General features: G+C 45.8%; 17 protein-coding genes and 2 tRNA genes. 14 read left to right on the plus strand and 5 right to left on the minus strand.

The window, feature by feature from the left end:
* Positions 1-231: 231 nt before the first annotated feature.
* Positions 232-1770 (plus strand): sodium/proline symporter, encoded by a 1539-nt coding sequence (locus DSZ37_RS08805; protein WP_109726534.1) that lies wholly within the window; start codon positions 232-234, stop codon positions 1768-1770.
* A 212-nt stretch (positions 1771-1982) separates the two neighbouring features.
* On the opposite strand, the gene DSZ37_RS08810 is transcribed toward DSZ37_RS08805, so the two are convergent.
* Entirely contained in the window at positions 1983-2765 is a 783-nt protein-coding gene (locus DSZ37_RS08810; RefSeq protein ID WP_109726535.1) for a hypothetical protein, read from the minus strand.
* Positions 2766-3076: 311 nt separating this feature from the next.
* Here DSZ37_RS08810 and DSZ37_RS08815 point away from each other — a divergent pair, with 311 nt between their 5' ends.
* The 4 genes from DSZ37_RS08815 (at position 3077) to DSZ37_RS08830 (ending at position 5297) form a co-directional block, all read left to right on the plus strand.
* On the plus strand, positions 3077-3289 hold the full coding sequence (locus DSZ37_RS08815; protein ID WP_109726536.1) for a hypothetical protein: 213 nt from the start codon (positions 3077-3079) through the stop codon (positions 3287-3289).
* Complete coding sequence (locus tag DSZ37_RS08820; RefSeq protein ID WP_242978601.1) at positions 3237-3587, plus strand: sigma-70 family RNA polymerase sigma factor; 351 nt, start codon at positions 3237-3239, stop codon at positions 3585-3587. Before DSZ37_RS08815 ends, DSZ37_RS08820 begins: the two co-directional genes overlap by 53 nt.
* Positions 3588-3596: 9 nt before the next feature.
* Entirely contained in the window at positions 3597-4931 is a 1335-nt protein-coding gene (locus DSZ37_RS08825) for an aminotransferase class V-fold PLP-dependent enzyme (protein ID WP_109726538.1), read from the plus strand.
* A gap of 63 nt (positions 4932-4994) precedes the next feature.
* Positions 4995-5297, plus strand: a complete 303-nt coding sequence (locus tag DSZ37_RS08830; RefSeq protein ID WP_109726539.1) for a DUF1292 domain-containing protein — start codon at positions 4995-4997, stop codon at positions 5295-5297.
* Between the two features lie 161 nt (positions 5298-5458).
* On the opposite strand, the gene DSZ37_RS08835 is transcribed toward DSZ37_RS08830, so the two are convergent.
* Positions 5459-7375 (minus strand): fructose-1,6-bisphosphatase, encoded by a 1917-nt coding sequence (locus tag DSZ37_RS08835; protein WP_109726540.1) that lies wholly within the window; start codon positions 7373-7375, stop codon positions 5459-5461.
* 164 nt (positions 7376-7539) lie between these two features.
* A tRNA-Leu gene (locus tag DSZ37_RS08840) sits at positions 7540-7624 on the minus strand.
* 152 nt (positions 7625-7776) lie between these two features.
* On the opposite strand from DSZ37_RS08840, the gene DSZ37_RS08845 reads away from it, so the two are divergent.
* Positions 7777-7852, plus strand: a tRNA-Thr gene (locus DSZ37_RS08845).
* A gap of 137 nt (positions 7853-7989) precedes the next feature.
* On the opposite strand, the gene DSZ37_RS08850 is transcribed toward DSZ37_RS08845, so the two are convergent.
* The gene (locus DSZ37_RS08850; protein WP_181380283.1) at positions 7990-9249 is read right to left on the minus strand and encodes a tyrosine-type recombinase/integrase; all 1260 of its coding nucleotides are present in this window, start codon (positions 9247-9249) and stop codon (positions 7990-7992) included.
* Positions 9242-9934 carry a helix-turn-helix domain-containing protein gene (locus DSZ37_RS08855; RefSeq protein ID WP_109726542.1) on the minus strand — a complete coding sequence of 231 codons (693 nt, stop codon included), beginning with the start codon at positions 9932-9934 and terminating at the stop codon, positions 9242-9244. The genes DSZ37_RS08850 and DSZ37_RS08855 overlap by 8 nt, the downstream gene beginning before the upstream one ends.
* A gap of 189 nt (positions 9935-10123) precedes the next feature.
* Here DSZ37_RS08855 and DSZ37_RS08860 point away from each other — a divergent pair, with 189 nt between their 5' ends.
* The 8 genes from DSZ37_RS08860 (at position 10124) to DSZ37_RS08885 (ending at position 13006) form a co-directional block, all read left to right on the plus strand.
* On the plus strand, positions 10124-10309 hold the full coding sequence (locus DSZ37_RS08860; RefSeq protein WP_109726543.1) for a hypothetical protein: 186 nt from the start codon (positions 10124-10126) through the stop codon (positions 10307-10309).
* Positions 10310-10432: 123 nt separating this feature from the next.
* Positions 10433-10669, plus strand: coding sequence for a hypothetical protein (locus tag DSZ37_RS17495; RefSeq protein ID WP_146198172.1), 237 nt, complete (start codon positions 10433-10435; stop codon positions 10667-10669).
* A gap of 12 nt (positions 10670-10681) precedes the next feature.
* Entirely contained in the window at positions 10682-10975 is a 294-nt protein-coding gene (locus tag DSZ37_RS08865) for a hypothetical protein (protein WP_109726544.1), read from the plus strand.
* Entirely contained in the window at positions 10975-11325 is a 351-nt protein-coding gene (locus DSZ37_RS08870; protein ID WP_109726545.1) for a DUF6291 domain-containing protein, read from the plus strand. The genes DSZ37_RS08865 and DSZ37_RS08870 overlap by 1 nt, the downstream gene beginning before the upstream one ends.
* A gap of 184 nt (positions 11326-11509) precedes the next feature.
* Entirely contained in the window at positions 11510-11695 is a 186-nt protein-coding gene (locus tag DSZ37_RS17500; protein ID WP_146198173.1) for a hypothetical protein, read from the plus strand.
* Positions 11692-12054 (plus strand): hypothetical protein, encoded by a 363-nt coding sequence (locus DSZ37_RS08875; protein ID WP_109726546.1) that lies wholly within the window; start codon positions 11692-11694, stop codon positions 12052-12054. The genes DSZ37_RS17500 and DSZ37_RS08875 overlap by 4 nt, the downstream gene beginning before the upstream one ends.
* Positions 12041-12364: a hypothetical protein gene (locus tag DSZ37_RS08880; protein ID WP_109726547.1), complete on the plus strand. Its 324-nt coding sequence runs from the start codon at positions 12041-12043 to the stop codon at positions 12362-12364. Before DSZ37_RS08875 ends, DSZ37_RS08880 begins: the two co-directional genes overlap by 14 nt.
* A gap of 6 nt (positions 12365-12370) precedes the next feature.
* Positions 12371-13006, plus strand: coding sequence for a hypothetical protein (locus tag DSZ37_RS08885; protein WP_109726548.1), 636 nt, complete (start codon positions 12371-12373; stop codon positions 13004-13006).
* Positions 13007-13202 lie beyond the last annotated feature (196 nt).

Consider the following 13202-nt stretch of genomic DNA (forward strand, 5'->3'; position numbering starts at 1 on the left):
GTCGCCGAAGGCGACACCTCAACTGTCAACTCTAAACTCTGAACTCTCAACTTCCAAAAGCTGTCACGGTGCACAAATCGGGACGGCTCTTTTTGTGAGTTATGACATGGGAGGGCTCCGAAAAGACGGAAAATAAGCAAAAAAACAGCTCCGCCTTATTGACTAAGCTCTGAAATTGTTCTATAATAAAAGTTAGCTATTACCCCAAAAATCTACAAAAAGGAGTAAGTCATGAACACAACAGACATCATCATTCTTGGAACGATAATCGCCTACCTTGTGGGTATGGTACTGGTGGGTATCGGCTTTTCAAGAAAAAACGAAAACGTCGGGGACTTCTATCTCGGCGGGCGTAAGCTGGGACCGCTGGTAACTGCCATGAGCGCAGAGGCTTCCGATATGAGCAGCTGGCTCCTCATGGGTCTCCCCGGAGTCGCTTACCTCACAGGCGGAGCTGAGGCAGGCTGGACCGCTATCGGTCTTGCCGTCGGTACATACCTCAACTGGCTCATCGTCGCAAAAAGGCTGAGAGTTTACAGCCAGCACTGCGGCGCTATCACTATCCCCGATTTCTTCTCTCAGCGCTATAAGGACAAGAGCAAGGTGCTCATGGGAGTTTCCGCGCTTATAATCCTCATCTTCTTCGTGCCCTATACCGCTTCGGGCTTCTCAGCCTGCGGAAAGCTTTTCAGCTCGCTTTTCGGCTGGGACTACCACATTGCTATGATTGTCAGCGCGATAATCATCATCTCCTACACCTGCACAGGCGGCTTCCTTGCAGCAAGTACCACTGACCTTATCCAGAGTATCGTTATGACTGTGGCACTTATCAGTATAGTTGTCTTCGGTATCAGTTCCGCAGGGGGCTTCGACAAGGTCATCGACAATGCTGAGTCCATAAAGGGCTACTTCTCACTGAGCCATATCCACAATGTGGAGACAGGCGGCGCTGACAAGTATAACGCACTTACTATTGCTTCTCTCCTTGCGTGGGGACTCGGCTACTTCGGTATGCCTCATATCCTCCTCCGCTTTATGGCTATCAAGGACAAGAACAAGATAAAGACCTCCAGAAGGATAGCTTCCGTATGGGTGGTCATCTCAATGGCTATCGCTATCTTCATCGGATTTATCGGCAACGCCCTCAGCAAGAGCGGCAAGCTTGAGGCTCTCGACGGAAGCAACTCCGAGAAGGTAATAATCAAGATCGCACAGTACATGAGCGAGCACCATGCAGGACTTGCCGTCATCGCAGGTCTGGTATTCGCAGGTATCCTCGCCTGCACCATGTCCACCTCAGACTCACAGCTCCTTGCAGCTTCATCCTCGATGTCGGAGAACATACTCAAGGGCGTATTCAATGTGAAGATGAGCGACAAGGTGTCAATGCTCACCGCAAGAATAGTTCTTCTCGTTATCGCAGTTCTCGGCGTAGCCCTTGCATGGGACGCTGACAGCTCCGTATTCAGAGTAGTTTCATTCGCGTGGGCAGGATTCGGCGCTACCTTCGGACCCGTTATGCTGACAGCCCTTTTCTGGAAGCGTTCCAACAAGTGGGGCGCTATTGCAGGACTCGTTGTCGGTGCGGTAATGGTATTCGTATGGAAGTTCGCAATAGCTCCCATGGGCGGCGTACTTGCCATATATGAGCTTCTTCCCGCATTCGTATGCGCACTGGCTGCAATAATCATCGTATCTCTCGTCACAAAGGCTCCCGATAAGGAGATAACAGCGGAGTACGACGAAGTAACAGCAGGACTTAACAAGTAAGACTAAAGGCGGACAATGTCCGCCTTTTTCTTATGCTTTCTCAGCAACCATTTCATCAAGATATGTAAGCTGTTCAAGCATACATAATTCTTCATCAGTTAATCTTTCAACATATTCTCCGTTTAATATCATATAAATACTCCTTTTAATATATTATTTGATTTTATCAAAAAAATCTTCAATTATAAATTCGTTTCTGTTTCTTTCTCCATTCAAATGTTCAAATTGTAATACATTTTTTTATCTGAATCAAATCCAAAATTAAAATACCCTTTATAATAATCTGTATCATACATGTCAGCTATTTCACCGTATGTTATTTTATTAACATCATAATGCTGCAAAATATTTATCCTATGATTTCCATCCAATTCATGCTCATGAAGCCATTTTGCATAATTAACAGCAAATTCTTCCACCTGATCTGCATTGCAAATGTCTTCATTTACAAATATAATGTCAGAAACGCCAAGCTTCCACTGAAAATCTCCATCTACCACCTCATTTTTCTTAATATCGCAGGCATTGACTTTGAAAAATGCAATGACCTGATCTGAATCAAAATAATCCTTCATAAAGTCGTTTGCCATTTCCTCAGCATAGTCAACTATCGACCTGTCACTGTAATCGTCGGTAAAACCGTCCTTTGTTGCCTTGACTGTAACGGTGTTTCTCCCGTAATCATTGCCTAATAAGCGCGGATAAGCAAACAGCGTTTCCGTCTGATTTGCCGCAGGCTCAAGGTATCCCGCATAGATAAACTCCTCGTCATACTTATCATTGAGGTAGGTTATCATCTCGTAGATACGCTGAATTGAGCGAAGCTGAGCGTCTGTCAGCTGGTCGGCTTCCGTGGGAAGCCCCTCTGCCGCAAGAACCTCTTTCTGCCAGTCGTTGAGTACAGGCTTGCTATTTTTTGCGGTGTGCGGACTGCCACAGGAGAATAGTCCGAGTGTGAGAGCTGCGGCGGTGATGAGTGAGAATGTTCTTTTCATGGAAATCCCTCCTTTTTACTATATTATATCAAGGACAGCGGCAGCTGACAAGATGACGGATATAACTAAAAAAGTGACTGTTGTCACTTGTCGGATATTGTCGGACGAAAAAATAATTGTGAATACCCCCTTGACAAACAAGAACAGATGTTCTATAATATAAATACAAGGAATAGAACAATAGTTCGCAAAGCTATCTTAACATTGCCTGCGTTATTTCTGACGCCGTTTCCGCTTGCGGCGTGAAAGCGCAAGGGTGCAGCCTTAGCTGCTTCGTGCTTCTTTATTTCATTTTTAAGGGGGCAATTTTCATGACAGAACTTATCAGCAACTACACTCACAGCCGCGCGCTGGTCAGACAGCGTATCACCGAGCTCTCACAGCTCCGCAGGAAGCTTCTCGAATGCGGAGACAGCCGCAGGGCTCAGGAGCTTGACCTTGACAGGCGCATACGTCTGCTTTATGAGGAGCATGGGGAGCTCCAGCAGGTCATCTCGCACCTTACCTCGTACAGGAGGGGATAAGGCTGTGGCAAAACGTGATACCTACTCTGACTCATTCACAGGCGAAGCCGACAGGGGCATAAGGCTTATCCTCGGTCTCAATGACGACGAGGACGGGTCAAGGGTACGCCGTGTGATGTTAAAAATTATTAATAATGAGCTCACCCCGAGACAAAAAGAGATAATTATGCTATACTATTTCAAGGACATGGACACTGTGACTATCGGGAAAAAGCTTGGAGTGTCTTCTCAGGCGGTTTGCGCTGTCATGTCCCGTGCAAGGCTGAAGCTATACAGATTCTTGCAGTACTATATTTGAGGTGGTTTTATGGAAACTCCTGTTTATGACTTTCTTGTTGATTATGCGGAGAAAAACGGTCTCCGCGCACATATGCCGGGACATAAGGGCAGGTCGCCCGAAAACAGACTGGCAGAGCTTTTCAGGCTGGATATTACCGAAATTGCAGGGGCGGACAGTCTCTTTGAGGCTGACGGCATAATCGCCCAAAGCGAGAGGAACACTGCTACGCTCTACGGCAGCGCTGCCGCTGCCTTTTCCGCAGGCGGCTCCACTCTTTGCATACAGGCTATGCTCGCCATTATCAAGATGGAGGGAAGACGTATCATAGCTGCCAGAAACGTTCACCGCGCCTTTCTCAACGCTGCTGCGCTGCTGGGACTTGATGTGCAGTGGGTGCTCCCTCGTTACAGCGGCGGTATCCTGTCGGGCGAGCTTGCGCTGCCCGACGTGGAGGCGGCTCTTGCCGCCTCCACTGAGCCAGCCTGCCTTTACATCACATCACCCGACTACACAGGCAGGCTGGCGGATACCGCCGCGCTGGCGGAGCTCTGTCACCGTTACGGCGCAAGGCTCATAGTGGATAACGCTCACGGTGCTCATCTTGCCTTTTTTGAAAAGAATATTCACCCCATAGCTCTGGGAGCCGATCTGTGCTGCGACTCTGCACATAAAATGCTTCCTGCTCTTACGGGAGCGGCTGTGCTGCATACCTCCCGTGAGGAGTATGCTCCGCTGCTGAAGCAGGCAATGAGCCTGTTCGGCTCTACAAGCCCGTCCTACCTTATCATTGCTTCACTGGATCTTTGCAACCGATATATCGCCGAGGACATCCGAGGCGACATTGCAGCGGCGCTGCCATTGATAGCAGAACTGAAAAGCAGCTTCGCAGAAAGGCTGATCTTTGCAGAGGGAGACCCCTTTCACATTACGGTCAGAGCTGCCGAAAGCGGCTTCTGCGGCACTGAGCTGGCAGAACTTCTTCGCAGCAGCGGCGTTGAGTGTGAATACGCCGACGATGAACTGCTTGTACTGCTGATGTCTCCTTTTTCCGATGAATGCGACTTCCGGCGGCTTCGCACCGCGCTTGAGAGCGCGGTGTCGGGAGCTTCTGTGAGAGAAAAAGGACACCGTGATATAAGTGTGAAGCTCCCGAGGATGGCTTGCGCCATCCGCGAAGCCGCCTTTGCGCCTGCGGAGGAGATAGCGGTGGAAGCGGCAGAGGGGAGAATATGCGCCTCGGTGAAGGTGCCCTGTCCGCCTGCGGTGCCCATAGCGGTCAGCGGAGAGATGATTGACAGGGATTGTATAGAGATATTCCGCCAATACGGCATAAAGACCGTGCTTGTGCTAAGGGAGCGATAGGGTATTGCAATTTCAGTGCTTATGTGGTACAATGAGATATATTATTATAGCGGAGGTGCTGTTATGAGCGATATCAACGATAAGGAGCTTGAAAACGAAGAGGAGATAGAGAACTACATCACCCTTACGGATGATGACGGCAACGAGGTCTCATTTGAGATAATCGGCACTGTCGAGTATAAGGAACACCTTTACGGTGTGCTTCTGCCGTGGGACGATGAAGACGACGAGGTTGTCATTCTGGAGATAATCCCCGGTGAGACTCCCGACGAGGACGACTTTGTTTCTGTTGACGATGACGTACTTCTCAACGAGGTCTTTGAGGAGTTCAAGAAGAACTACGACGGCGAATACGAGTTCGAGTAAAAGGCGCGCACAGGCGTGTCACAGATACAGAAGCTTTAGCCATAGTATTTCTGATTTAGTTGAAAGTTGAGAGTTGAACACAATAACTATTCACTGATCACTATTCTCTATATTATAATAAAATGCCCCTGAGCGATCTGTAACACTCAGGGGCATGATTTTTACTTTATAGTGCCTGCCTTGTAGGCTTCCAGAAGCATACGCAGGTCGTTTATCTTGTCCAGTATCTCCTCGCCCTTGTCGGTGTCGGAGATGTTTGCACGGCGGTCCAGCTTCTCCACAAGACGGATAGTGGGGGTATTGCCGCTCTCGCCTGCCACAAAGGGCTTGTGCTCCGCAAGATTGAGACTGTGAGAGTCATAAATGAGCGTGTAGCCTGCAATGCCTGTGGTGGACTGATATGCCTTGGAAATGCCGCCGTCAATGACAAAGAGCTTTCCGTCAGCCTTTATGGGACTCTCGCCGTTCTTTATCTTTACGGGAACGTGACCGTTGATGATGTGTCCCTTTTCGGGGTCAAGTCCGAAGTGCTCCAGCAGTGACATACAGACCTCAGCCTTTTCCGAGAAGGTGTAGTAGGCGTTGTAGTTTTCGGTGTGGAGAGACTTGTCCTCAAGGAGACCTCTCTCAAAAAACGCCATCTTGTCCTTGCCGTAAAGGGGGGACCTTGCGCCGCACCACAGATACCACATGAAATCTCCTGCGTACTCCTTATCCTCGCCGCTGCTGAAATATGCCTGATTTACCAGCTCGCCCAGCTTGTCAAGCAGAGCCTTTCCCGAGTACCTTTCGCCCTTTATTCTCACGCTTTGGAGCCCGCCGTTTTCGTCCATGGGTATACAGCCGTGGAACAGAAGATTGTTGTTGCAGGTCTTGTACATGGCGCCTTTTGCGTATATGAAGCGGATGTGCCGCTGAAGCTTCTCGCTGTGTCGGAACGATGCCTTCAGCACCTTCATGAGCTCAGCCTCGCCCTCGGTGAGGGACAGGGGGGACTTGGGGTCGACTGTGGGAAAGCTTCTGTCAAGAAGCCTGTGTTCCTTGCCGTTTACCATGACAGTGCCGTTTACAAAATCCGTCCTGCCGAAAAGGTCACGGTCGGACATCTCCCATTCGGGATGCTTGGCAATGAGCTGTCCCTCCAGCTTCATCTGTATAACGGTTATCGCCTTGTGCATTTTCGCTGCCAGCTTCAGGTCAACAGGGTCGTAGATGTTATCATCGAGGGCGTTGGGCATATAAAGCGCACAGTCGTCGTTTTCATAGGTCTCTGCCGCAAATACAGCCAGTGCGCGGAGATTGAGTCCGTACCCGTCCTCAAGTACGTCGAAATTGTTGTACCTCATGGCTATGCGTATGACATTGGCGATGAGCACGGGATTACCCGCAGCAGCTCCCATCCATGAGATATCGTGATTGCCCCACTGTATGTCAACGTCGTGCATCTTCATCAGCTCGTCCAGAATGATGTCCGCACGGGGACCTCTGTCAAAGATGTCACCGATAATGTGGAGCCTGTCGATACATACCGACTGTATAAGCTTGCACAGCGAGATTATAAAGGTCTCGGCAATGCCTGTGTCGATTATTGCACTGATTATCTCGTCATAGTAGTAGTCCTTGTTAACGTCGTCGGTGACGTTGAGAAGCTCGTCCAGTATGTATACCATGTCCTCGGGGATGCGCTTTCTGATACGGGAGCGTGTGTACTTTGCCGATACGGTCTCGCATACCAGTATCAGACGATAAATACTCAGCCGCTTCCATTCGTCGGAAAGCTCGCCGCTGACGGTCAGGCGGCTTATCTCCTTTTCGGGGTAGTATATGAGCTCCGCCAGCTTTTCACGGTCGGCAGCCGATACGGTCTTGCCGAGAACAAGGTCTATCTTTATTTTTATCATGCCCGATGCGCTTCTCAGCATATGCAGAAAGGCTTCGTATTCACCGTGCATATCGCTGAAAAAGTATTCCGTTCCCTTGGGAAGACTTCGTATTGCCGAGAGATTGATTATCTCGCTGGCAGCGCTCTCTATTGTAGGGTACTCCTTGGCAAGGAGCCTAAGGTACTTCATGTCCATTTTATCACTCCGTTCGGGTAAATGTACGTTCACTGTAAATTATACCACAGACGGGGGAGAAAAGCAATCTTCACACATAATAAAAAGGCGTCTGCCATATGGCAAACGTCCTCGGAACCGGTATATAAAAACAAAAAAGCGGTTTAGTTTCCTAAACCGCTCCTTGGTGCGAGTAATGGGACTTGAACCCATACGTCTCTCGACACACGCCCCTCAAACGTGCCTGTCTGCCTATTCCAGCACACTCGCATTTCGTGACTGCTTTAACATTATATCAGATATCGAAGCGCTTGTCAAGCTTTTTTTGAAAAAAATTTCAGATTTTTTTAGTTAACATAAAAAATAATGTGCCGCCCTATTGACTTTTGCTTCCCATTGCTGTATAATATTATTTGTCGGTTGCTGATGTGGCACAGTCGGTAGCGCAACGCCTTGGTAAGGCGTAGGTCGTCGGTTCAAGTCCGATCATCAGCTCCAAAACAAATACCGATAAATAGGCGTTTTCCTGACAAGGGAGAACGCTTATTTATTTTACTAAAGACGAATAGGGCACTACGAGGGCACTATTGCATAAAAAAGCAGGGACTTTCCATTTTTGGAGAGTCCCTTTTCTGTTATCCTATTTTCTGCATTATAGACGGTTCTGCCTGCTCCGCAGAGTGTTTTTTCTGAGTGATGAACATATCCTGTAAGATGTTCGCCGCCTGTTCGTCTGCTTCCTGTACAGCGTGGAGATACTTGTTTGTCGTGACTATGTCAGCATGACCGAGCCTTTGTTGTACTGTCTTGATGTTTGCACCGCCATATAACAGGAGTGTGGCGGAGCTGTGGCGCAGTGCGTGGAACTTCTTATGTTCCAGACCGTGACGTGCAAGGAATTTACTGAATTGTACTGTCGGAGTCTGTGGATTGATTATTTCGCCGTTTGCCTGTGTGAATACCCAGTCCGAGCCTTTCCAAGCTGTACCGAGTCTTTGAGCTTCGCGGCGCTTCTCTGCCTGTAAGAGTTTTACAAGCTCTATACAGTGGGGATTTAACGTGATTGTACGGACTTCATAATCTTTCGGCGGCTTTATGGCAATGGGCTGCCCTTTGAGCTTATATGCGGAACGTTCAACGGTCATTTTGCAGGTCTCATAATCAAAATCAGAGAACTTCAATGCACATAATTCACCGCAGCGGCAGCCGCTCATAATAGCAAGCTGTACAAGCACTTGAAACTGTAAAGGCTCATCTTGAAGACATTCAAGCATTCTTGCAGCTGCCTGCTTGCTGAATATCTCTATTTTGGGAGTTGTGACCTTTGGCAGCGTGAGGCGTTTACTGTCAGCAGGGTTCTGTGAGATCAGACCGAGTTTCACAGCCTGAGTGAGTACGCTCTGTAATACCGTCAATTTACGGCGTATAGTCGCAGGGGATAATTTCGGGTTATTTTCGTCGATTTCGCCGTTTTTCTTTCGCCTTACATCGCCTTGAAGCTGATTGACAAAAGCCTGAACGTGTGCAGGGCGAAGTTCTGTGAGCTTGATGTGACCGAGAGCAGGGATAATAACATCATTTAGGGTTCGCTCATACTCAAAGTGTATACGGGGAGAGAGTGAGCCTTTCTTTATTTCCAGATACTGAGGAATGAAGTCACGGAGTTTCATGTTTGCAGCTGTGCCGATCGTTCCATTTCGACATTCTTCCTCAAAGAGTGTGACCTGTCTTAACAATTCCTTTTCTATCTGCTTTTTAGTCATATTCGGAGCAGGCTTATATGTTGTTTCATAAGGTTTGAGCTTGTTTCCCTGTCCGTCATAGCCTCGTGATACTCGTATGCGGTAACTTATGATATTACCGTTTTTGTCTTTGCGCTCTGATACGTTAGCCATTATCTGCACCTCCATGAAGATTGAAATCATCGGGAACAAATTCAAAATTCCCTTTATCATATTCACTTAGAACTTGTTGATACTGTTCATCTGTCAATTTACCTTTTCGATATAAACTCAGCGCTAATTCATATGCTATTCTGAAATCTCTTTCTTCACAGCCTTTGTATTCTTCAATAATTGAGTCAACTAATTTAACAAAGTATTTATTAAGTGCTGTTTCGATTATTTCCTTTGTAGTAACGTAATAAGGTGGCTCTTTATTCTGATTATTCAGATCGACTTTAGTTGAAAGTTCGTTCAAATAGTAAAGGATCATTATAAAATTATCATTTATAAGAATACTATTCAATAAGTCTTCTGTCCAAGTTGCTTTGTTTTCTTCCTTTAATCTTGCAATAGTTTTTACAGCCTCATCGGACAATCCCGTTACATCAACAGCAACCCGGAATTTTTCATCTTTATTGTAGCTTTTTGTACGTCCAAGCAGAAAATCGGTTGGAACATCGAGAAATTCGGATATCATTATTATTTGCTCTGTATTTGGTGTTCTCTCTCCGCTACAAAAGTACGAAATCACATTCGGTTTAACTTTCAGATAATCAGCCAGCTCCTTTTGAGAGACTTTTCTATCTGCTAAAGCTGCATTTATACGAGTGCCTATAAGTTTTTTGTTATTCTTCATTTAGTATCATCTCCAATAATTAACATATTTGTTATGTTATTTCAACTACATAACATAAACTCTTGATTTTTACCCAAAGCTGTGTTATTATGCAAATAGTGGTTGTGGTGTTATGTTGTGTAATAATCATAACATATATGTTATGATTTGTCAACTACCACCACAAAATATTTTTAAGGAGGTGTAACAATGCCGAAAGCTAATACCGAGATAAGGGCAATGCTCAAAGAAAAGCAGATACCTGTTTATGCTGTTGCTGCCGTTATGGGTGTGCATGAAAACACAGTATTTCGCAGATTACGTTTTGAGCTTCCAGACGATGAAAAAGCGACTTTTCGCCGTATCATCAACGAGCTTGCAAGTCAGGCAAAATAAAAAACCTCTAACAGCTGTAACTGTCAGAGGTTAAAGCAAATACCCTATTCACCACAAACAAAATATCTGCCTGCTCCTATTATATCACTTTTATGGAGTAGGTGCAACAGAAAGTGAGGAAAAATGAAACCTACAAACGATTATAGACCGCTTATGCTGCCTATTAATGCAACAGCGGAGCGTTCGGGACTATCTGCATATATTATCCGCAAATGGTCGTTAGACGGCACTATAAAAGCAATAAGAGCAGGTAATAAAATCTATGTAAACAATGATAGTCTTGATGAATACCTCAATTGTACATCACTATACACCGATACGGAGCAGGCTGTAAAACCTATATCCGCAAAACTCACATAAGGGGGCGTTATCGTGTTTAATATCGTTGATTTTCTTCCGGTAGGTGAAGAAAACGCTATTACTATGACAGAGCTTGCAATTATACTCAATTGCAGTAAGCGAGAAGCCAGAGCGCTTATTTATGAAGCACGGTGTAAAGGTGCTGTTATATGTTCAAGTCCAGACAGCGCAAAAGGCGGTTACTTTCTTCCGAAGAATAATGATGAAGTAAGGCGCTTTATTATGTTCGCTGAACATCGTATAAACTCCACTAAGGAAGCTACAAGGAGCGCAAAGAAATTCTTGAAAAAAGGCGGTTTTTCATAATGGCACGTTCTGAGAAAAAGAGCTTTGTCTTATATTATGACCTTGAACAGCACGTCCAACTGCTCAGTGATGAGCAGTTAGGGCGGCTGCTTCGAGCTGTATTTGCTTATGAGATACGGGGAGAAATACCGAATTTTAATGATGATTTATTGTCATTATGCTTCTCTTTTATCAAGGTTCAACTTGATATTGATAAAGAAAAGTATAGGGAGCGCTGCGAAAAAAACACTGAAAACGGAAAAAAAGGCGGTAGACCACCCAAAATTCAGAATTCAGATGAAACGGAAACAGAAGATAATAACAGTTATAATCATATCCCTATACCTGCATACGGAAAAGACTTTAAATAACCAAACGGTTTATTAATAACCGAATGGTTATTTTTAAAACCCAAAAAACCCGATACTGATATTGATACTGATACGATACTGTTATTGATATGATATTGAAACGACAGTGTTATTGATACTGAAACGAAAGTGATATTGGAACGGGGGTATAGGGGGAGAACCATTTTAGAAAGGAGTGATAGCAGTGTATACGATACACAAAAATCGTTATGGGCGTATTGTTATGAGGTATTACCCCGATGAATGGAAAGGAAAAGTTGAGGTAATAGAACGATACGACAGCAGCACTAAAGCAGCTCAGAGAGCAGACCAGATAAGGCATGAGCTGATAAAGGCAAAGAAGGTTGTACGAAACAGGGGGAGAACATGAAGATTTCAGACGATGAATTAATAATAGCTTTACTTGCAGGCGGTTCTGTAAGGAAAGCTGCGAAAGTCCTTTGTATATCTCCGCAGGCTATAACCAAAAGGCTTAAGGGCGATTTAGGGAAGCGCTATGAAGAAGAACGGCTGCGACTGTTCGGAAATATCAGTGATGAACTAAATGCTGCCTCTGAACTTGCAGTGAGTACATTGTCGGATACAATATCGAATACAGAGCTGCCTGCGACTATCAGAGTACAAGCTGCGGACAGCATTCTGCGGCACACTCTGCGTTACTATGAGGCGGCAAACTTTGAGAAACGTCTCCGAGCTTTGGAAGAAGGTGGACAACGTGAAGAACTATAATAAAAGGCTCAAAGCTTTGGAAGATACAAAGCGTATCGAGAAGGATAATGCAGCGTTCACTGAACGAGTGAAAAAAGTGGAGCGGCTTGTTGAAGCTATGACAGAGGAATATAATTCGGAGCAGGCACAACGGGAACGAGCTGCGGAGTATGCAGAAATACAAAGAATAGGAGAGTTAAGAAAGCAGGCTTTTCTCAATGGTGAGAGTATGGATAAATACCCATTACCATTTGAAAAAACAGAATTTGAGCTTCCAGAGGAATTGAAAAGGTTCATTCCTTCAACGGGAGCTTATAAGGAAAAGGAGTAATTAATCATGGAAAGCACATACACAGATATTATTAACTTTAATTTTTCGAGTATCCCTTTCAAGAAGGCAGTAAATGCGGTTAATGAATGCCGTGCTGTATGGGGCGAAATTGATACAAGAGTGAGAGCGCTGCCAGAGGTCGAACCAGTGAGGGACGGAACGGCAGCGGTAGAAAGACGAAAGAAAGAGATTGAAGAATTTGACCTTGAACGCAAGGCTGCTTCTGAGGCTGCCATTGATAAGGTCAAGGCAGCAGCGGCAGAGTTTGGAACTGCATTTGATAATGTTATCCTTCCGCATGGTGAGGATTTTGAGGCAGAGGATAGCAAGGGAGATTATGCACTACTCACAAACAGGCTTATAGTATCGCCTCAGGAGCTTGCAATCATCTATGAGAAACACCGTAACAGTGCAGCTTTTCGCCGACTTATAAGCAGATATGCAAGTATAGAGAACTGGGAAGGGTTCGCAGGGATTGACTCAGGTAATACTATAACAGAGTTTTCCATAAGGTTCTTTGAGGACTGTGTTCATGGCTGTGAAAATCCTTTCGGATACACTGCGGCTGCGATAACGGCAGAGGGGGAGCTTGTACGCCGTCTGAATGCTTACGGCATTACGGATAACTTCACTGAGATATGAAAGATGTACCGTATATTGTTTATGAGGGTGAACTTGCAAGGGCAGAGCGGCATATAAAAAGACTGCACTTTGAGCTGTGTCTGTCTCTGATACTGGCTGTATTCATCTTTGTAATTGACCGATTATAAACAAGAGGCAGGGCTGCGGCTCTGCCTCTTTATTCTGGATACATAGCGGAACGATAACGGCGTTCTGA

It is taken from the genome of Ruminococcus flavefaciens (genome assembly GCF_900116855.1).
Classification (GTDB): Bacteria; Bacillota; Clostridia; order Oscillospirales; family Ruminococcaceae; genus Ruminococcus; species Ruminococcus flavefaciens_R.